The sequence below is a fragment of the Mesorhizobium sp. DCY119 genome, assembly GCF_003590645.1.
Classification (GTDB): Bacteria; Pseudomonadota; Alphaproteobacteria; order Rhizobiales; family Rhizobiaceae; genus Mesorhizobium_M.
On record NZ_CP031834.1, the window covers coordinates 3,226,668 to 3,246,425 of the forward strand.

21 protein-coding genes and 1 tRNA gene are annotated in these 19,758 nt (G+C 58.3%); 13 read left to right on the forward strand and 9 right to left on the reverse strand.

The window, feature by feature from the left end; translation table 11 throughout:
• Positions 1-3: 3 nt before the first annotated feature.
• Complete coding sequence (locus DZG07_RS15785; RefSeq protein ID WP_119920273.1) at positions 4-588, reverse strand: hypothetical protein; 585 nt, start codon at positions 586-588, stop codon at positions 4-6.
• 209 nt (positions 589-797) lie between these two features.
• Between DZG07_RS15785 and DZG07_RS23900 the strand changes: the two genes are divergently transcribed.
• Entirely contained in the window at positions 798-950 is a 153-nt protein-coding gene (locus DZG07_RS23900) for a hypothetical protein (RefSeq protein WP_162931634.1), read from the forward strand.
• A gap of 106 nt (positions 951-1,056) precedes the next feature.
• Positions 1,057-1,239, forward strand: coding sequence for a hypothetical protein (locus DZG07_RS15790; RefSeq protein WP_119818502.1), 183 nt, complete (start codon positions 1,057-1,059; stop codon positions 1,237-1,239).
• An 84-nt stretch (positions 1,240-1,323) separates the two neighbouring features.
• On the opposite strand, the gene DZG07_RS15795 is transcribed toward DZG07_RS15790, so the two are convergent.
• Positions 1,324-1,596 (reverse strand): hypothetical protein, encoded by a 273-nt coding sequence (locus tag DZG07_RS15795; RefSeq protein ID WP_091911843.1) that lies wholly within the window; start codon positions 1,594-1,596, stop codon positions 1,324-1,326.
• Between the two features lie 173 nt (positions 1,597-1,769).
• Here DZG07_RS15795 and DZG07_RS15800 point away from each other — a divergent pair.
• Positions 1,770-1,844 (forward strand) — tRNA-Asn (locus DZG07_RS15800).
• A gap of 593 nt (positions 1,845-2,437) precedes the next feature.
• Positions 2,438-2,860, forward strand: coding sequence for a thermonuclease family protein (locus tag DZG07_RS15805; protein ID WP_091911845.1), 423 nt, complete (start codon positions 2,438-2,440; stop codon positions 2,858-2,860).
• Positions 2,861-2,862: 2 nt separating this feature from the next.
• Here DZG07_RS15805 and DZG07_RS15810 read toward each other — a convergent pair whose 3' ends face one another.
• Entirely contained in the window at positions 2,863-3,696 is an 834-nt protein-coding gene (locus tag DZG07_RS15810; RefSeq protein ID WP_119818505.1) for an aldo/keto reductase, read from the reverse strand.
• Positions 3,697-4,061: 365 nt separating this feature from the next.
• Here DZG07_RS15810 and DZG07_RS24355 point away from each other — a divergent pair, with 365 nt between their 5' ends.
• From DZG07_RS24355 to DZG07_RS15830, 4 genes are all read left to right on the forward strand, one after another.
• A complete protein-coding gene (locus DZG07_RS24355; protein WP_133304747.1) occupies positions 4,062-6,185 on the forward strand; it encodes a M10 family metallopeptidase in 2,124 nt (707 codons plus the stop codon).
• Positions 6,186-6,365: 180 nt separating this feature from the next.
• Entirely contained in the window at positions 6,366-6,560 is a 195-nt protein-coding gene (locus DZG07_RS15820) for a hypothetical protein (RefSeq protein ID WP_244537792.1), read from the forward strand.
• Between the two features lie 263 nt (positions 6,561-6,823).
• The gene (locus DZG07_RS15825) at positions 6,824-7,027 is read left to right on the forward strand and encodes a hypothetical protein (RefSeq protein ID WP_091911852.1); all 204 of its coding nucleotides are present in this window, start codon (positions 6,824-6,826) and stop codon (positions 7,025-7,027) included.
• A 203-nt stretch (positions 7,028-7,230) separates the two neighbouring features.
• Positions 7,231-8,658 carry a DHA2 family efflux MFS transporter permease subunit gene (locus DZG07_RS15830; protein WP_280141828.1) on the forward strand — a complete coding sequence of 476 codons (1,428 nt, stop codon included), beginning with the start codon at positions 7,231-7,233 and terminating at the stop codon, positions 8,656-8,658.
• A gap of 21 nt (positions 8,659-8,679) precedes the next feature.
• Here the strand turns inward: DZG07_RS15830 and DZG07_RS15835 are convergent, their stop codons facing one another.
• Both DZG07_RS15835 and DZG07_RS15840 read right to left on the reverse strand, forming a co-directional pair.
• Complete coding sequence (locus DZG07_RS15835; RefSeq protein ID WP_091911855.1) at positions 8,680-9,402, reverse strand: RlmE family RNA methyltransferase; 723 nt, start codon at positions 9,400-9,402, stop codon at positions 8,680-8,682.
• Positions 9,399-10,763, reverse strand: coding sequence for a Ppx/GppA phosphatase family protein (locus DZG07_RS15840; RefSeq protein WP_119818510.1), 1,365 nt, complete (start codon positions 10,761-10,763; stop codon positions 9,399-9,401). The genes DZG07_RS15835 and DZG07_RS15840 overlap by 4 nt, the downstream gene beginning before the upstream one ends.
• A gap of 275 nt (positions 10,764-11,038) precedes the next feature.
• Between DZG07_RS15840 and DZG07_RS15845 the strand changes: the two genes are divergently transcribed.
• A complete protein-coding gene (locus DZG07_RS15845; RefSeq protein ID WP_091911859.1) occupies positions 11,039-11,968 on the forward strand; it encodes a YbhN family protein in 930 nt (309 codons plus the stop codon).
• 58 nt (positions 11,969-12,026) lie between these two features.
• On the opposite strand, the gene DZG07_RS23905 is transcribed toward DZG07_RS15845, so the two are convergent.
• Together DZG07_RS23905 and DZG07_RS15850 are read right to left on the reverse strand one after the other, a co-directional pair.
• Positions 12,027-12,200, reverse strand: coding sequence for a hypothetical protein (locus DZG07_RS23905; protein ID WP_162931635.1), 174 nt, complete (start codon positions 12,198-12,200; stop codon positions 12,027-12,029).
• A 230-nt stretch (positions 12,201-12,430) separates the two neighbouring features.
• Positions 12,431-13,129, reverse strand: coding sequence for a hypothetical protein (locus DZG07_RS15850; protein WP_133304748.1), 699 nt, complete (start codon positions 13,127-13,129; stop codon positions 12,431-12,433).
• A gap of 910 nt (positions 13,130-14,039) precedes the next feature.
• Between DZG07_RS15850 and DZG07_RS15860 the strand changes: the two genes are divergently transcribed.
• The 4 genes from DZG07_RS15860 to DZG07_RS15875 all read left to right on the forward strand — a co-directional run bounded on the left by DZG07_RS15860 (position 14,040) and on the right by DZG07_RS15875 (position 17,950).
• Positions 14,040-14,774 carry a hypothetical protein gene (locus DZG07_RS15860; protein WP_119818518.1) on the forward strand — a complete coding sequence of 245 codons (735 nt, stop codon included), beginning with the start codon at positions 14,040-14,042 and terminating at the stop codon, positions 14,772-14,774.
• A gap of 276 nt (positions 14,775-15,050) precedes the next feature.
• Positions 15,051-15,719 (forward strand): hypothetical protein, encoded by a 669-nt coding sequence (locus DZG07_RS23910; protein WP_133304750.1) that lies wholly within the window; start codon positions 15,051-15,053, stop codon positions 15,717-15,719.
• Positions 15,716-16,945 (forward strand): phage major capsid protein, encoded by a 1,230-nt coding sequence (locus DZG07_RS15865; RefSeq protein ID WP_162931636.1) that lies wholly within the window; start codon positions 15,716-15,718, stop codon positions 16,943-16,945. Before DZG07_RS23910 ends, DZG07_RS15865 begins: the two co-directional genes overlap by 4 nt.
• 330 nt (positions 16,946-17,275) lie before the next feature.
• Entirely contained in the window at positions 17,276-17,950 is a 675-nt protein-coding gene (locus DZG07_RS15875; RefSeq protein ID WP_119818527.1) for a hypothetical protein, read from the forward strand.
• Between the two features lie 518 nt (positions 17,951-18,468).
• On the opposite strand, the gene DZG07_RS15880 is transcribed toward DZG07_RS15875, so the two are convergent.
• The gene (locus DZG07_RS15880) at positions 18,469-19,320 is read right to left on the reverse strand and encodes a hypothetical protein (RefSeq protein ID WP_119920276.1); all 852 of its coding nucleotides are present in this window, start codon (positions 19,318-19,320) and stop codon (positions 18,469-18,471) included.
• Positions 19,321-19,347: 27 nt separating this feature from the next.
• On the reverse strand, positions 19,348-19,722 hold the full coding sequence (locus DZG07_RS24430) for a helix-turn-helix transcriptional regulator (RefSeq protein ID WP_348626381.1): 375 nt from the start codon (positions 19,720-19,722) through the stop codon (positions 19,348-19,350).
• Positions 19,723-19,758: the final 36 nt, after the last annotated feature.

A 19,758-nucleotide genomic window follows, 5' to 3' on the forward strand; every position in this document is an offset into this window, starting at 1 on the left:
CGATCAGAAGCTGTAAATTCCGATTTCGTCCGACCGGAACAGGTCGAGCGCTGCTTTTTGATCGGAATCGTCCTGATCGCCCTTGGCGTCTTCGCCGGTTAGTTTCTTGAGCGCCTTGTCCAGCTTGGCGCTGTCCTCCCCGGCGGGGTCCAGAATCGCCTTGATGAGACCCCATAGGGAGATACCGAGCTTATCCAGCCCCAAATTCTTTTCGATCTCGGCAATGGCCTCGTCACTGCCGGGCTGCACCTTCAACTCCAGGAACGCCCGCTTGATCGCGGTGCCATAGGCAGCCGACGAATCGAAATCGGCCATTTCAATTCCCAATGCCTGCCCCGCGCGCTCGTAGAGCCGGACCTTCATCTTTTCGGTATCGACGTAGTGCACGCTGAAGTAGGATTCGGAAATTCTGGCCTGGGCCAGCGAAATCGCGCTGCGCCCGCCGGATGTCTGAGTGTTCGAGACACCTCCGGTAATGGCCAGAACGTCATGCGCGGTCGATGGCTTGTCGGCAGCCGACTGCGTCTGCGGTGTGGATTGCTGCAATATCTGCAAGGCAACGCTGCTGTTCGATAAGGTCGGAGACATCGCCAAGGCCCATGGGCGCGCTCGTTCCTCATGACACGATGCACCGAAAAAGACGAGCCAAGGCTTCATGCCTCAAGCGCAATCGATTAACTTTTGACGCCGAAATGCTGAAATTTCCTTAAAGCGCCTCAACCTGGCGTGGAAAGCAGAGATCAGCCGCCCCACAGTAAGGTTGAACGCCTCAATCGAATGAAGAGAAAGATCAGGCCTTGAAACCGGTAATCCTAATTCTGCTCGCCCTTGCCCTGTGCGGCTGCGGCGCAGCCAAGGCGGTTCGCGATACCGCCGGCAAATTCGACGAATATGGCTGCATGTCGCGCGAGTTCAAAGGCCAGCCGAGCTGCCAGCAGCAGGAGCCATGAGGCCGGCAGCGCAAGCGGAACATTCTTTGTTTCAATGTGTCTAATTTAATAGCGGCAATCGGCCGCGCCGCTCAAGGATAAGGGAGGGACAAGAAAAGGGGGAGCGATGGAAATCTCCTACGACGACGTCGGCAAGACGAAAACCGCAAGAACCGTGCTGGTAAACGGCCGTAAAATACGGGTCGACCGCCAGGCAGTGGAGATATGGAAGGAAAATCCGGAGGCGCTATTCAATCTGGTCTGGAATGCCGACAAACGAGAGTTTTGCCTTTCCGGACCGATAGAATGAAGGCTTGGCGCACGATCCTGCTGCCTGACCCTCGGCGCTAACCTGGAAAGATCGAATCGAAGACGAAAAGCGGCACGCCGGGTTTCAGCGCGAGCGGTTGTTGCGCCGCCGCTCCCACCAGACGATGCCGCGGCGGCGATAACGCCTGACCAGCGCGAATTCGTAGGACAGCACCAGAAGCCCGAGCGGGACCATCCAGAAGCCGAGAATCGGCAGGAAGCCGAGCAGGCCTAGAAAAGTCAGCCCCACGCCGATCGCCACGCGCTTGTTGCGCGACTGCGGCATTTTTATTTCGCGGCCAAACACGGTTATCACGCGCCTGGGCGTCTTGCTCGACTGGTTCGCCTGCTCTGTCATGGGTCGTTTGCCGTCTTCCATATCCACCGAAATCCCGGCCGGAAGCCCACATATGAGGCTTTCCGTCGCAATTGCGAGGCGCCGGGCATATTATTCCATGAAAAATGCAGATTGGCGCTTTGCAAAGCTGAATTTGGTTTGCTATAGGCACCCTCGTTCAAACGAGCCGCTGTTCCCCGGTAGCTCAGTGGTAGAGCAACCGGCTGTTAACCGGTTGGTCGCTGGTTCGAATCCGGCCCGGGGAGCCACTTTCTTCATATAATTGTTGAAACTACCCAGGCTTCGCAGAATCCCGATGCGGCTACCTGCTGCTTAAGGTGATCAATCTCATGATATCGCCGGTGATTCTCGATAAGGGTGCAAACTCGCCTATGGGAATCGACCTTGCCGCTTTGGGCTCAGCCTGCACCGATAGCGTTTTAGTCGTACGTGAATCCTGCGGCATATGACAGGATTCGGGCAGCAGGCGCCCTGCCCCCGAATCCCGTCTTTGCTCTAGCTTAAGAGTTTGGGGCCGATCACTGGTATCGAATTGGCCGGTGATCCGCACATTAAGGCTTCCTCGGCCCTTGGCGAACAAGGCCGTTGAAAGTCTTGACCGGTAGAGTTGCTCTGGCATCCAGAAATAGCAGCACCCGCTGCAAGCATTACACAGATCGCAAGCCGTTGCATTTGCCATCCTCAGTGTATTCATGCCCCCTGGACCATCATCACCGCACAAATCCAAAAGACAAGCTTTCGCTGCGGACCGGCGGCTCCATGGTTAATTTTCTTAACGATTGCGGCCTAGAATCTGCCATAGAGATTTCGGCTCAACTGAAAGCATCGTGACGGTCCGGCCATGCAAGCACTTGTCTTCCTGCTCTGCGCCTGCGTTTCGCTCGAACCCGCCTATGTGGTGATCGATGGTGACACATTCGTGCTGGCCGGCGAACGCATACGCATCGCCAATATCGATGCGCCGGCACTGCAGGCAGCCGGATGCAAGGCCGAAAACCAGCTTGGCGAACGGGCCAAGCGGCAGCTGGAAAGCCTTCTGGTTACCGGCTTCATCACGGTCAATCGCGGCGATCCCGCCACCGGTCGCCTCAAGGGCCCGGATGGCGACACGCTGGCAACCGTGTCGATCGACGGAGCCGATGTCGGCGAGATGATGATCGAGGCCGGCGCCGCGCGCAAAGCGAATGCCGGATCGGCGAGACCTGCCGTGTTGCAGGCCTCATCCTCGAACGAGGCCTGCGTTCAGGCTACCGCCGGGCGCTGACCTCAGGCAGCCTTGTCCCACTCCGGCGCGAGGCCGGGCGGGCTGACGATACGTCCATCGGGACGGGCGAGCGCGCTGATTGCCGCCATCTCCTCGGCGCTCAAGGCGAAGTCGAAGATGGCAAGGTTTTCGGCCGCACGCTCTTCACCCACCGTCTTCGAAAGCGCGATCACGCCGTCCTGTTGAACAAGCCAGCGCAGCACCACCTGCGCAACCGACTTGCCATGCCTTGACGCGATGTCCTTGAGCAGCACATCCGAAAACACCTTGCCGTCGGCCATGCCGTAGTAGCCCGTGACCGAAAGTCCGGACTTGCGGGCAGCGTCGATCACGACGCTCTGGTCGATATAGGGATGGATTTCGATCTGGTTGGTGACCGGCGGCGCCTCCGACAGGCGCACCGCCTCGGCCATCAGGGCGGTGTTGAAGTTCGACACGCCTATGTGGCGCACCTTGCCCGCCTTCTTCACCTCGTTCAGCGAGGCGATCTGCTCGGCGAGCGGCACCGCGTCGTTGGGCCAGTGGAGCAGAAGCAGGTCGACATAATCCGTCTTCAGCTTCTTCAGGCTCTCGTCGACCGAGGTCAGGAAAGCCGAGCGGGCATAATTGTCGACCCACACCTTAGTGGTCAGGAACACGTCGCCGCGCGGGACGCCGGAACTGGCAATCCCCTGCCCGACCTCGGCCTCATTACCGTAGATCTGGGCGGTATCGATGTGCCGGAAGCCAAGCTTCAGCGCATGCAGCACCATGCGAAGCGTGTCGCCCCCCGGCATCCTGAATGTGCCGAAACCGAGCGCCGGGATGGTGGCACCGTTGGCGGTGACGTTGTGCATTGTTTTTCTCCATATTCTATGTGCCGCGGCGAACGCGGGCGAATGTGCCTGGACCGGGAGACCCACGGATGGGTTCGGCAGAACGAGCGTCGAAAGGACTTCGCAGCCACCACAAGACGGCAGGCCCGTCCTGGTTCAATATGGTGCCGCCGGCCGGCGAGATAACTGGCATCGAAGGACAAACGGCTTTGAATTGAATTCACCAGTCGGCGCGACTATCCGCTGGCGCATGAGCAGAGCCATGTCACACCCTACGTTTAACCACCCATTTGGGGGTGCCATCGCCTCGCCATTCATGCAAAGTCACGCTGGCAATAGTTACGAATCCCATTGGGCAATGGGCGCATTTATGCAGGGGGCAAGGGGTGGCTTCTCCAACTCAGAATTACGTGCCGGTGACGGCAGTCAATCCGGCTGCGACCGGCAGCGGCATCTATCTGGTTTATGGCTCTAAATGGGGCGTTGGGCTCGGTACCGGCGTCACGCTGACCTATAGCTTCCCAATGGGAACGGCCTCTCACATCACATACTACTCCTCTAAGAACGAATGGAATGCATGGTCACCGCTTTTTAGCGGCGAAATGGCGGCAGTGCGCGACGCCCTGGCGGTGTGGTCGAGTTTCGCGAACGTCAAGTTCGTCCAGGTGGCCGACAATTCATCGACGGTCGGGGAACTGCGCTTCGCTTACACAGACAACATCAGCGCTACTGCCGCCGCCCACGCCTATATGCCCGTCGATCATCCTTCTGCAGGCGACGTCTGGTTCAATTGGGACAACTTCAACAACCCCTATCAGACTACAGTTCCGCGCGGGACAGGTGACTACCACACGATCCTGCATGAGATAGGGCACGCGCTGGGGCTGAAGCACTCCTTCGATAGCCCGAACGCCATTCCAGCCAATCTGGACAATTATTTCTATACGATCATGAGCTACACGGCTTCGCCCTGGTCGGCCAAGAATAACAGTTCCGCGTCCTTCTACCCGACCACGCCGATGTATTACGATCTTCTGGCGATCCAGGCGCTTTACGGAAAAAACACGACCGTCAACAGCGGCAACACGACCTACACCTTCAATGACGGCACATATTACTGGCAGGCCATCAATGACAGCGGTGGCCGCGACACCATCGTGTATAACGGTTCCGAAAACAGCTCGATCAATCTGAATCCCGGCGCATTCAGCGCGCTGAGCGAGACGATAACCTTCAACGGCGGATCCTCGCGATCGACCGTGACGATCGGGCCGGGTGTCGTCATAGAAGACGCCCGCGGCGGAAGCGGCAACGATACGCTGATCGGAAACGGGGTAGCCAACTATCTGCGCGGCGAAGCTGGCAATGATCGTCTTGTCGGCGGCGCAGGTAATGACACGCTGGACGGCGGCAGCGGCGATGACGTGCTCGAGGGCGGTGTCGGAGACGATATCTACATCGTCTCTTCTGTCGGTGACCGAACGACAGAAGCTGCCGGAGCCGGTACCGATACCGTCAGGTCGTCCATAAGCTGGACGCTTGCGGCGAATATCGAACGGTTGGAATTGCTGGGCACAGCCAATCTGAACGGCAACGGCAACGGTCTTGCCAATACGCTGATCGGCAATTCCGGCAACAACGTTCTCAACGGCGGGGCCGGCAACGACTACATGGCCGGCGGCGCGGGCAACGATATCTATTATGTATCGTCGACCGGAGACCAAACGATCGAGGCTGCAGGTGGCGGCAGCGACACCGTCAGATCGTCCATAAGCTGGACGCTTGCAGCGAATGTCGAACGGCTGGAGTTGCTGGGCACGGGCAATCTGAACGGCACCGGCAACACTCTTGCCAATACGCTGGTCGGCAATTCCGGCAACAACATTCTCAACGGCGGCGCCGGCAACGACTATATGGCCGGTGGCGCGGGCAACGATATCTACTACGTGTCCTCGGCCGGCGATCAAACGATCGAGGCCGCCGGTGGCGGCAGCGACATTGTCAGATCGTCCATAAGCTGGACGCTTGCAGCGAATGTCGAACGGCTGGAGTTGCTCGGTACGGGCAATCTGAACGGCACCGGCAACGGTCTTGCCAATACGCTGGTGGGCAATTCCGGCAGCAACGTTCTCAACGGCGGGGCCGGAAACGACTACATAGTGGGCGGAGGGGGTAATGATCGGCTGATTGGCGGGGCTGGAAACGACACGTTTTTCTTCAACGTCGCGCCCGGATCGACCAACATCGACACGATCAGCGACTACAACGTTGTCCAGGACACGATAAGACTGGAGAATGCGGTGTTTACGGGCCTTGCGACGGGCTGGCTGCTCGCGGGCGCATTCAATGTCGGATCGGCGGCCAAGGACGCGAGCGACCGCATCATCTACAACAAGACGACAGGCGACCTCCTGTTCGACAAGGATGGCATTGGCGGTGCCGCGGCGATCAAGTTCGCCTCGCTCTCGGCAGGTCTTGCGATGACCGCAAGCGACTTCTTTATCGTGTAGGATCGTATAGGCCGGCTGCGCGGCGAAGCCAGCCATTCCGGGGATGTTCACGCTTTTGACGACCGTTTTGCCTGTGCACAACCTGCCGGCGATACGGCAGTTTCCTAAAATCCAATCATTTTCCTTCGCGGTTTTGAAAGTATCCTGCGCCACCCTTGCGATGGGGGCGAATGGAGGATCATGTTGCGATCGGATTTCGCCGCTGTAAGGCATCACCTGGAAAAGGCGCAGACCTATCTGCGCGGCAGTGACCAGGACAGCCGAAAGATGAACGAGGCCATCGAGATCCTGGTCGAGGCGGCACTTGCCGCCGAGTACAGGGCACCGAAGGGCGAGGTCATCGCGTTTCCGCTCAAGCGATCGAGCCCTCGGTAACAATTTGTTCACCACGTTTGCCTAGCTTGGCAACGTGGGGCGCTGGTATTGCGTAGCCCCGCCAGTTTCTCCCCTCACACCGCTCATCTGGTGCATTTCGCGCGGATCGTCGCGAGTTTCCGGTGCTGCTGATTGAGCCGGCCTCCCCCGCTCTTCGATCATGGACGCAATTCGGCCGCTTGCGTCCGATAAGTGCAAGCCGTTAGATTCCTGGGTGATTCTCGCCTGCCCCCGGCGGAACCTGAAATGCCCCTGGGGGTTGGATGCTGCTGGATTTGGACAATTCTTTCGACGGTATAGCCCGCAGGATAATCGCCCTTCGCAACGACGGGGATTCCTACAGCGCCTCGCTCGCCGACATGCTGGAGGCGATGCTCCACTCGGTAGACCTCCTCGACGAGGCCGTCAGGATAACGGCAAAACCCGCCAGCCTGGCGCTGCTCGACAAAATTGCCCTGCGGGCCTGACGGGATTGGATGGCTGTCAGCGCATGATCGCCAACTATAGCGCACGCGCATTCTCACACAGATTTGAGCGTGGTTTTGCGCCATTTCGGCACCTGGCCCAACCTCGGGGGGTTGCCAGCGGGCCAAAAGCGGCGACATAGGCTGCGAACCGTGTAAACTCGGCGCAGTTGTCCCATGCAGCCTTTTCAATCAGCCCTCGTATCCTGGAAAATTCCTTGAATCGCACAATCCCGCTTATCCTCGCGGTCGCCCTGTTCATGGAAAACATGGATTCGACGGTCATCGCCACATCGCTGCCGGCAATCGCAACCGACATCGGCACCAGCCCTATCGCACTGAAACTGGCGCTTACCGCCTATCTCGTTTCGCTCGCCGTGTTCATTCCGGTCAGCGGCTGGATGGCCGACCGCTTTGGCGCAAAGAACGTCTTTCGCGCCGCAATCGCCGTCTTCGTCATCGGCTCGGTCGCCTGCGCGGTGTCCAATTCGCTGGCCGCTTTCGTGGTATCGCGCTTCCTGCAAGGCATGGGCGGCGCGATGATGACGCCGGTGGGCAGGCTCGTGCTGGTGCGCGCGACGCCGAAGAACGAACTCGTTGCCGCAATGTCATGGCTCACCATTCCAGCGCTGGTGGGGCCGCTGGTCGGCCCGCCCGTCGGCGGCTTCATAACCACCTATTTCACCTGGCACTGGATTTTCCTGATCAATGTGCCGATCGGCGTGATCGGGATGTGGCTCGCGACGCGCTTCCTGCCGGAGACCGAGTCGGCAGGCGCGCCGCCGCTGGATACAGCCGGCTTCATTCTCAGCGGCCTGGCGGCATCCGGCGTGGTCTTCGGCCTCTCGGTGGTCAGCCTGCCTGCCCTGCCCCCGAGCGTTGGCATAGCGACGCTCATCGTCGGGCTGATATCGGGCGTGATCTACCTCCTGCATGCGCGCCGCAAGCAGAACCCGCTGCTGGCGCTATCGCTTTTCCGCAGCCAGGTGTTCCGGTCCGCCGTGCTGGGCGGCAGCCTGTTTCGCATCGGCATCGGCGCGGTGCCGTTCCTGCTGCCGCTGATGTTCCAGATCGGCTTCGGCATGACGCCCTTCCAGTCCGGCATGATCACCTTCGTCTCGGCGATTGGCGCGATCGGCATGAAGCTGGTGACTGCCTGGCTGTTCAGGGCAGCCGGCTTCCGCCGGGTGCTGGTCGCGGGCTCGCTGGTTTCGGCGGCCACGATTGCCATCAACGGGTTTTTCACACCCGAGACGCCCTATGCGCTGATGCTTGGAATGCTGCTGATGGGCGGCTTCATCCGCTCGATGTTCTTCACCGGCGTCAATGCGCTTGCCTATGCCGAGGTTTCCGACGCCGACACCAGCAAGGCAACACCGCTCACCGCCGTTGCGCAGCAGATCAGCGTGGCGCTGGGCGTGGCGCTGGCCGGCGGCATACTGGAAGTCTCGACGCAGCTGCATGGCGGCCCGCTGACGCTGGCCGACTTCCACATCGCGTTCTTCATCGTTGCCGCCGTCTCCGCCGTCGCCTCGCTGTCCTTCCTGCGGCTCGCGCCGGATGCCGGCAACGCCGTGTCAGGACATGGCGGACGAACCGCCAAGGCAATCGAAGCGGTGCCGCCGCAAGGCTGAGCCGCTGAGGCGGATTAGCGACTACTCTTCGTCCGGAGCCGCCCGGCCTTTGAAGTCTTTGGCGAGCAGATAAAGCTCGGCCGATTCCTCACGCGAGGCCGGCGGCTTGACGTGATGAACCGAGCGGAAATTCTGCTTGAGCTGCGTCAGCAGAGTGGATTCCGTGCCGCCCTGAAAGGTCTTGGCTAGAAAATGCCCGCCCGGCTTCAGCACCGAAATTGCGAAATCGGCCGCCACCTCGCACAGATGCATGGTGCGGATGTGGTCGGTGCGGCGGTGTCCGGTCGTGGGAGCAGCCATGTCGGACAGCACCAGATCAGGCTCGCCGCCAAGGGTCTCTATGAGCTTGGCCGGAGCGTCATCGTCGAGAAAATCCATCATCAGCACCGGCGCGCCCGGCACTGCGTCCATGCCGAGATAATCGATGCCGACGACATGCGGGTGTTCCGCCGTCGATTTGGTGCGGGCAGCCGAGACCTGGCACCAGCCGCCGGGGGCAGCACCCAGATCGATGACCCGCATGCCCGGTTTCAGCAGATGGTGGCGGTCGTCGATCTCGATCAGCTTGTAGGCGGCGCGGGAGCGGTAGCCGTCAGCCTTGGAGCGCTGAACGTAGGGATCGTTCATGTGGCGTTCGAGCCAGCGGCGCGACGATTCCTTCAGGCCGCTCTTCTTCTTGATGCGCGTTTTCAGGACGCGTATGCCGCCGGGGCCGGATTTGCCGGGTTTTTTTGGGCCAGTCATTGCCGTGGTCCGTTTCGCCAGTTGCGCCGCCAGACACCGTCCTCGGCCATAAGTTCGCTCAATATGCCTTCGCGCAGGCCCCTGTCGGCCACACGCAGCCGCTCCGACGGCCAGACGCGGCGGATGGCTTCCAGAATGGCGCAGCCGGCCAGCACCAGATCGGCGCGGTCCGCGCCGATGCAGGCATTGGCCACGCGCGCCTGAAAATCCCAGCCGAGCAGCTTTTCGATCATGCGGTCGACGCTGGCATTGTCCATCCAGAGCCCATCGACGCGGCGGCGGTCGTAGCGCTCAAGCCCGAGATGGACGCCGGCAAGCGTGGTGACCGTGCCGGAGGTTCCGAGCAGGTGAAAGCGCGAACCTTCCATCAAATGGTTGATGCGGTCGCGGCCTTCGAAGGCCGACAGCATCCCGGTCACATCCGCCACCATGGCATCGAAAATCTCGGGCGTAACGTGTCGCCCACCGAAGCGCTCGGCAAGCGAAACGACGCCGACCGGCAGCGAGGTCCATGAAACGATGTGGTTGGCGAGGCGCGGCGACCGCTGCTTGGAAAGGTCGATCAACGCGATTTCAGACGAGCCGCCACCGATGTCGAACAGCACCACGCCGTCCGTGTCGCGCTCGACCAGCGAGCCGCAGCCGGAAACAGCGAGCCGTGCTTCGGTCTGGCGGTCGATGATTTCGAGCTTGAGTCCCGCCTCGACCTCGACCCGCTCAAGAAACTCCACGCCATTGGCAGCCGAGCGGCAGGCTTCGGTGGCGATCAGCCGGGCACGCCTGACCTTGCGGCTGCGCAGCTTGTCGGCGCAGATCTTCAGGGCCTCCACGGCGCGGTCCATAGCGGCATCCGACAGACGGCCGCTGGCCGTCAGCCCCTCGCCCAGCCGCACGATGCGCGAAAAGGCATCGACGACACGAAACTGGCCGGGGCGGCCGGGAACAGCCACGAGCAGGCGGCAATTGTTGGTGCCGAGATCAAGTGCTGCAAAAACCGGCAGTTCCGCATTGAAATGCCTGTCCGGCGCATTTGGTCGCCTGTCCACCATCGGGGCGGCAGCGACTGCCGGATTCTGCGCCGCGACCGGCGCGCTTGGCGCTCCCGGCGAAGCCTTGCCGGCAGCGTCGGGCTTTACGCCGTCACGCGCAAAAACCTTGCGGCCGCGCTTGCGCTTGCGGCGTTTCTTGCCTTTTCCTGGCTGCTGCGGTGCATCGGCCCTCGCATTCCCGTTGCCGGATCGAGGGCCCGGCGCCCGGTTTTCCCGGTTGGCCGGCGGGTTGCCTGCGCCGCTATCCGGCGACCGCAACCCCCTGTACGCGCCCGCATCCGGCGCCTCTGCGCCGGGTTCGCGGTCTTCCACGTCGAATGTCCTTTTTGCGCCGCGCGAACCTGAAACGGACGCCGCACACGCTTTTCAATTTTTCAGTTGGAACAACGATAGCAGCGCGGCGACCAATCACCAAGGGTAGCCGGAGGAATTTTAGCCGGGCGACGACTTGCCGCCACGTTGACGGTTGAACAGCCGGCTTCGATAAGGCATTGCTGAAAGACGTTACCGCGAAGCGTGGCCGGTTCTGGCGCGCTCCCCCACGAAGACGCCACGAAAGGACACTCGCTGCGCATGGCCGGAACGCGATGAAGCTGAAATCTTACATTTGGCCGATAATCGGACTATGCGCGGTCGGCTTTTCCGTCTGGCTGCTGTATCACGAACTGCGGGGAATATCGGTCGAGGATGTCGGCGACGGGCTGGCCGCAATTCCCCTGCACGGCTGGATACTTGCGGGCCTCAGTTCCATCGTCGCCTACGCAGCCCTTGCCGGCTACGACCACATCGCGCTGATGCATCTGGGCAAGAAGGTTTCCTTCGCCTTCATCACCGTCTGCTCCTTCACCACCTATGCGCTGTCGCACAATATCGGCGGCTCCGTGCTTTCGGGCGCCGTGATCCGCTACCGGGCCTATGCCACGAAAGGGCTGAGCGGCCAGGAAGTCGGCATTCTCGTGGCGCTGTGTTCATTCACCTTCGCGCTCGGCGCGCTGCTGCTTGGAGCCGTCCTGCTCCTGTCCGAGCCGGAAGTGCTGGAGCGATTCGTCGACATCCTGCCCATCTCGGCATCGCGGATGACGGGCGGCCTGATCCTGGCGCTCATCGGCCTCTATATCTTCGGCAGCTGGCTTGGGCTGAAGCCGCTGCAGCTTGGGCGGCTGCAAATCCACTATCCACGCCTGCCGATCGTGGCGCGGCAGCTGATCATCGGGCCGATGGAACTGATGGCGGCAGCCGCGATCATCTATTTTGCCCTGCCCGAGCAGGGAAACCCCGGCTATTTCATCATTCTCGGCGTTTTCGTGATCTCGTTCTCCGTGGCGCTGCTGTCGCATGCGCCCGGCGGGCTCGGCGTGCTGGAAATCGTCTTCCTCGCCGGGCTATCGGACATGAACCCGGCGGCCGTGCTGGCGGCACTGCTGGTGTTCCGCCTGTTCTACCTGATCATCCCGCTGATACTGGCGCTGGTGGTGGTGCTGGTGTTCGAGAAATCGCAGTTCGCGCGGCGGGAGTGAAGCTGAAGGCTCGAGCGCGAGTCATAAGAACCTCGCGCTCTAACTCTCCGCCAATGGCTCACCAGCGCGGCGAAAACAGCCGCCAGTTGGTGTCCTGATAGCACAGGCCGGCCTCAAAAGGCCTGTCCCGGCAGATGCCGGCCGGTTGCTGCTGCGGCACCGGTGCGGTCTGGCAGCCGGCAAGCACGGCGACAGCGCCCAACAAGGTCCACACCACTAAGCTTCGCGTCATCGCCTGATTCTCCATTTTCATCCGAACCTAACATGTAGGTCGAGGAGGTGAAGCGCCAAGGGTTGGAGTTTGGCGGGAACAGGTTTCGAATGGGTGAAGTGAATTGAAGTAACTGCCTTCCTCGCCCCGGCCCTGCTCGACTGCAACGACGATGTTGTCAGTCCAATTGTTAAGAACGAGAGTTCGAAGGCGGCAGCAGTATGACGAGCTCGGTGACACCGAGCCCGATGCTACAATGCCCGAGTGAGAGACTGTTTGAACATGAGCAGCAGAGGCAGCGCACGAAACCAACCGATGGAGGTGTAGATTTCGAGGTTACAAGGCATCCGATGACCCTCGTGCGCAGCGAATCCGACGCTCCCAGAATTGTCGCAAGAAAAAAGTCCCAATGCCACAAAACGAGTCAGAGAATAATTGAGTGCTTCATCCGCAATGCCAAAATCAGATGGCTTCAAGCGTATAGAGTCTTTTCTTGGCTCCGCAAGATCGAGCTTGAATAGGTAATCCAGAGCATTTTTATCCTCCGGTTCAAGTTTGCTTATCGCGTTTGTGATGATCCGTGTGATCCCTATTGTTTGCTGGCGTGGATCAACAGCATTCGCTATGTAGACGGCCCACATTTCCTGAAGACCATCATCGCTTTCCAGCGACAAGGCTTCGATCAAGGGAACAGCTGCACGGTGCTCAATTTCGAGAAACGCTATATCAAGTCCTAAGGCTTCAAGATGACTTTGGGTCTTTACGGCAACTGAGGCGCGATTGCGTATTCTAAAGCCCTTCGCCGAATCCGCCGCCGCGCCAGCTATTGCATTGATTGCTTCACTGAACGTTTCCGCCAAATAGCGTGCGCCTTTTTCACTGGCGTCAATCGCTTTGCCTGCAGTTTTTGCTATCTCGGTCGCTGCTTTGAACCCTTCATCCCCAGTCATACCCATCAACCTCCCGTTAGCTCACATGGTCGCAGATGCGATAGGGACTGCCAAGATGCAGCGTTGCAGGGTCTACAAAACCCATGTGGAACACTCATTAGCTGCAACACAGAGCATTCTCTAATGGCGGCTAAGGCCTGAAATATAAGGATACAAGATATTTGGCTGGGGAACCTGGATTCGAACCAGGACTAACGGAGTCAGAGTCCCTCGCCTCTGTCTGATTTAACTGAGCTTTTTCTCCGAATGCGGAGAAATGGCGGCATGTATTTTCAATGGCTTAGCGGCATTTTTCCGACCGCATCTGAGGCCCTGTAATGGACGGGCCGCGCTATTCAATCCTCCCTGCCGACGCTGTTTTTGACAGCCGCCTTTCGCGTCTCGGACTGCATGTCTTGGCCGCGCTCGGGGCGCATTCGGACAACAACGGCTGGTGCATCGTTAGGCAGAAAACGCTTGCAGAGAAGATCGGCGGAAGCCGTGAAAACGTGGCACGGGCAATCAATGAACTCGTCGGATTGGGGTATGTGCGCAAGCGTGACCGCTTCGGAAAGAACGGCGCGAGACTTGCCAGCCTCTACCAAGTCGCAATGGATCGCGAGCCAACAGAGGTTGAACTAGACGACGCAATCACGGCTGAGGAATGCGGACAGGGTGCCGGTATATCGGCAGGGGTATGTGACGTAGGCGTCACAGGGGGGTGTGATGTAGGCATCACAGGGGGTGTGACGCCAGCGTCACACCATACTACGTATAACGACCCTTTATTAGAACGACCTAAGTCCCCTAACGGGGACAAGCGCGCTGGCGCGCGCAAGCCCTCTCGTTTTTCGAGAGGTAGGGGGAAAGAACAGCCCCTCACCCGAGTCGACAACCCGATGATCGCCGCCCTTGATGAGTTCTTTTCGTCATGACCAAAGCAAATGTTGTCGCCACTATTGTACCGAAAGCCTCAACTGAGATCAGAGACATCTTGTCGATGCTCTTCGCCAACTATGACACTCCGTTCGGACAGGGAGGCGAGTCGACCAGGGCCAAAGTGCAGGCCTACGTCTGGGCAGTTGAAGGCAAGCCGCTCGATCTCGTCGAGCGTGTGGTAAAGGATTTCGTGACCGGCAAGGTCGATCGTTCCGCTTCAAAGCGCTCGAAGCTTCCGACCTCTGAAGAGTTCGCAGCGCAGATCCGGATCCGGGAAGCAGAGAGCGGCGAAGTACAGGCTATGGCCTCGAGCTCCTATGCGCCACCCGCTGGACCGCTCTGGGGCGTCAAGGTAATCGCGATGCTCCTGAAGGGACCAGACAAGGACATGCTTCGTCCTTCTGCCTTCATGGCTGCTGAGATCGCCAAGGGCGGTGTATCCGGCGAGCGGTATCGCCTTCAGCATCAAGCAAACAACGGTTTCCGACGCGTGAACCTAATCTTCCAAGCCGCTGCCGATGCAAGGGGCTGCCTGGTTGAGGAAAAGCTGCACGCTCACATTGCGTTGATGGAACCGGTCCCAGTGACTGGTGACGTGTTCGCAGCATGGCGAGATGAGTTTGCCAGGCGCGGCTGGCCATGGCTTCCAGACATGGGAAAGCAGCGCGTCGTCTATCTCCCAAAAGGTGGGCCGGCCGGGTTTGCCTCGATCGAGGCGGAGCTATGAGGGGGCGGGTCAAAAGCTTGGAGGGCCAAGGGCCCGGACCGGTGGGTATCGAAGCGCGCGTCGCCGCAAAATTGTCAGATTATTTTTTTGCGAGGGCTATCTTGTTTTTGAAAAACAGGTTATCTGTTTCGTCGGCTCGAACAAATGGCGTCAGCGGCTGGAACGCGGCGCAGGGCGACGATCCACCTTCGAAGGCACCGGCCACCACACCGGGCAGCGAAGCAGAAAACCTAAGATGGTTTTGATGGCTTTTGCTTATTGAAGGTGGACAGCGTGATGACTTCCAAATTTTATTCGAATGGCGAAACGCGTGTGCACCATGCGCGACCATGTCCCTTAGATTTCCGAATTTTGGCCGGCAAAATCAAACTCACGGGATATGCGCTCCAATGGGCTGTAACCGATGATACCGGAATTTATTTCGACGCTACTGCTCGTAGCGTTAGTGATCTTCCGTCCCATGAGTATCCGCTCATTCGTTCCCATCACGCGGGCGAAGTAATTGGATCGTGCATTTTGGAAGCCGATTCCGAAGGCCTATTCGTCTCGGCCATCATCGATCACGAACCTGGCGGCGATGTCGCCAGCCAAATCGAGAATGGTCGCATCGGGGGCTTTTCAGCGGACGTGATTGTGCCACCTGGCGGATTGCGACGAGGCGCAGTTGGGCCCGTCGCCGCAGAGCAATGGGAAATTGGTGCAGTTAGCCTTGTAGACATCCGGCGGCCAACTCTGCGCGCTGGAGCACAGAAAGGCGCCTTGCTTCTGACTTCAAAGGCAGAGCTTGTCGACACTCTTCGAGCTGCCGGCATTTCCCGCGCAGCAGCCGAGCGTGTCGCGGCCGGTGGATGGAACGCTCTCGAAACGGCAGTAGCGCCTACCGTTCCCTCCCTCATCAACGCCATCGAAAATCTCAAACAGTCACTCAAGGAGTCGAACCGATGACCGATATGAATATTCTTGCCAGGTCGATCGAAACACTAAATTCAACGGTGTCGCAAAAGTTTTCCGGTATCGAAGATCGTATTGCCGCTGCCGAAAAGAGGCTTGGCAACATTGTGATTCCTGCCAAATCCCGTCAGGCTAATATCGAATACCCTCGGAGCATGAGGGCGGACGGCGTCCACGGTGCAGAAACCAGTGCTGCCGACTTGGAGCACGCAGCAATTGGTCGCTTCGTAAGGACCGGCGACGGCAGTAGCCTGGCGTCGCTCGGCGCCGAAGGGTCTGGTATGGAGCTTACGGCCGGCATGTCGGTTGGCTCCGATCCGGATGGCGGCTACACCGTCGTTCCCGTCTTGAGTGGCGTTATACAAAGACGCACTTTCGACATATCGCCTCTCGGCAGACTGGCTCGACGCGAGACGATCGATACAGGAGATTCATTCGAGGAACCGATTGATCCCTCTGATATCGGTGCGGAATGGGTGGGAGAAAAATCAGAAAGGCCACCTCTCGATACCGCAAGGTTGCGATATCTGAAGGTGCCCGTGAATGAGATCTACACAAACCAACCGGTGACACAACGGCTGCTCGATGACGGTCGATTTGATATCGGCGGATGGCTGGAAGGCAAGATTTCCGACAAGTTCGCTCGCACCGAGGGTGCCGCATATATCAATGGCAATGGTATCGAGAAGCCTCAGGGCTTACTTTTCAGACCGACATCCCCTGACACAGACGGCGATCGCGACTACTTCACGATCCAGCACATCAACACGGGGGTCGGCGGCGGATTTGCATTGGCCAACGCAGGAACGGGCGTCAGCCCCGCGGATGTCTTGATAGACACGGTCTACAGCCTACGCGCTCCATATCGGCCAAACGCTCGCTGGCTGATGAACATGGCAACCGCCGGCGTTGTTCGCAAACTGAAGGACAGCGAGGGTCGATTTGTATGGGCTGATGCACGTGATGGCCAGCCAGCAACATTACTAGGCTTTCCTGTCGAGTTCGATGAGGAAATGCCGGATATCGATGTGGATTCACGATCGATTGCTTTTGGCGATTTCCAGCAGGCTTACATCATCGTCGATAAGCCCGGGGTACGCCTTCTAACGGACCCTTACACCATGAAGCCTCACGTTCTCTTCTACGCTTACCGTCGAGTTGGCGGCCAGGTCCAGAACGGTGAAGCCGTCAAGGTTGTGCGTTTCGCCGCCTCCGGTTGAGGTGGTCTAATTCGGCGGCGCGCGATGGTGCGCTGACGACGCGGCGGCATTGGCCGGCAATCCAGTGCCGCCGCATCCTTACTGATCGCCTTTTCGGAACATGGGTGGGAACGTGAACAATCACATCAGGATGCGAAACCAGCGGCTGGGACTGGAAAGCAGCACGTCGCCTCTCGCACACGTCGCTCATGTGGGCTTTCTGGAGGGCCTGATCTTTTATGCGGTGACGGCAGCACTGCCTAGCCTTCCGAACTGGGCACTTAGTACACTGGCTAGCGGCATAACCGCCCTCGCCATGACCGCATGCATTGCTGGTTTCAACGTGCTGCCATGACGGCCATCAATGTGCTAATCACTGAGAACGCCGCGCATGTGCTTACGGACGGATTGTGCGCCGCCCCAGGCCTGGGGCCGATCGCGGTCCCGAAGGTAATTCCTCTGCCGCATCTGCGCATGGCAGTCGCGACGAGAGGGCCGGCCGAACTCTTGCAGGTTATGTTGCCGATTATCTCTGCGGCGCCGTCTTTCAAAGACCTGGTGGAGTTCTTCCGCAACGATTTTCGGGCATTGACGAAGCTGCAGCATCCAAACTGGCCGGCAGGCATTTTCAAGCGGGATTTCGATATCGTGATAGCAGGTTGGTCAAAATCCGGGCCGGCCGCGTTTCTAATCACGAGCAGCGTGGGGCACGGTATTCCGACATGGGAACCGTTCTTCTTCGGTAATTTCCTCTGCACGCCTAAGGTTTCAGACGACGCTTTCGAAGCCTTCCACGCCTCGCCGGATCCTCTGCGAGATTTTATCGGCGTGCTTGACTATCAGGCCGCAAGAGAGCCGGCGGTCGGCGGCTTCGCTCAGTTGACCACGATCACTTCGGACGAAATCAGCACGAGAATCCTGAAGAGGTATCCGCCAAAGGAAATCGTGCGCGCTTCAGCTTTTCAAAGCGCCTCTCGACCGATCGAACTAAGCGGAGCGCTCAAGAAGGCGATAGCGAAATTATAGACTACGCTGGCGGATACACGAACAGCGCGTCAGCACGTGGACTTTGGTAATGTTCCAAGTTGGCCCAAATCGCCCAGTTGACCATTGGAGCCATGTAACCGGAACCCTGCCCTACAAGCTTCCCGGTCGACAAGTTGAAATTGATGGCGTTGTTGGAAAAACTTGGCGCTGGGCTAAATCGCATAATCGTCCCATCGTTGTCGAAATGGATCGCCGTCCGTGGCGTGGCTGGAGCCTTCCCTCCCGGTGCAGTTTCTGGGCCGGGGCGCTCTTCCAGCAACCAGTCAATGCTGTAAGAAAGGCAGCGGTCTGTTGAAGAGCCCTCATACCATGTGAGTGGTGTCTGAAAATCAGGGCTGCTTATAAACCCATAGAGGGGGTCACCGTCGCGAGTATGCCCCAACATTAGCACCAGGGAAGAGCCGCTCACGGAACTGAAAGACAACCGAAAAAGCTCACCGGGTAGCAGGTCACCAGCGCGCTTGTGTGTGAGATTTAAAAGAGTTTTCACTTCTACCTTATCCTACGTCCGTTGAGCTTTTGGCACTAATTTCACCTGCGATGGCTCCCAGTGCTTTGGTCAACTCGTCTGCCGCTCTTTGCTTTTCGAGGGCTTGGAGGTCTTCCTCAAGTATCGATATAATCGCAGCGCGGACGATCGGAAAATATCTCCGGCAAGTGTCTTCGTCTAATTCATGAATTCCTTTGCTTAATATCCCATAGGCGGCTTTGTGTTTAACCAAAGCGTCCGGAAGAATGTCCCTCAATGCCCCAATCTTCTCTACGATTCGCATCGTGGAAAAACCTTCGACCTCTCCGTTTTTCTCTACATATCTTTGGTAATGAGTAGAAATCAAACGTTCGAATATCCGGCGCAAGTAAACGAAAGAGCCGATACCAATTCCATGGCTGGCCAACCCTCCTGCTCTATGCAACTCCCTGTAGTATCCCTTCTCTAAGACAGGTCTAAACCGTTCTATATCGGATCCTGCGATATCCTCCATAGAAGGGAACTGACCAATTTTACAAACAACTTCCCCATCTGAGTAAAAAATGTACTGATAGAGGTGATCAGCACGCTGGCAAATCAAATCCGCCATAAATGTCCCTGTGGTCGGCAAATTGCCGTGCCCCATTAGGGCCAATCTGATAGCATCGGGTTCTTCTCGAATTGTTTTAAACGTGCTTTCCTTCTTGCAGGAAACGCAATAGCAATCTACTTGAAAATTACTGTAAAAAAATTCATAAATCTCTTTCCTGTCGTCATTTGAAAATTTAATTTCCGAATATAATGGAAGATTTATAATTAGGTTCTTTAGATCGTCTTCTATAGATAATTTCGGCTTTGTCTTATCGGCATTTGTTGTCATTTCCTACCCCGTTTCCCTTAAGCGTTTTTACCTTTTCTTTCCCTTTCGGTGAATTAGACTTTCAACCAGCTGAGAATCCGGATCTGCCGTTGCGGAAGCCGTGATTTCGGCGTCTTCCTCGTCGGTCATGGCTTCCAGATTGGCCTTTGCCTGCGCTAGCGCCTCGTCTCTGGTGCGCACCTTCCTCAGCCTCACGCCTGGCCCTTCGCCGTTCTCGTCGACGAAGATCACTCCCGCCGTTTCCAACGCTCGGCGAATTGCGATGAGAGCTTCTTCAGATCCGCCAAACTTTTCGGTTTCATAGTTGGAAATAGTGTTTCGGTGCACGCCTGCCGCCTTGGCGAGATTCGCGAGCGACCAATTTAATGCCGCTCTTGCCATCCTAACTTGTGCAGGCTTCACAACTGCGTTTCCTTATGATAAATGCACAAGTGAAAG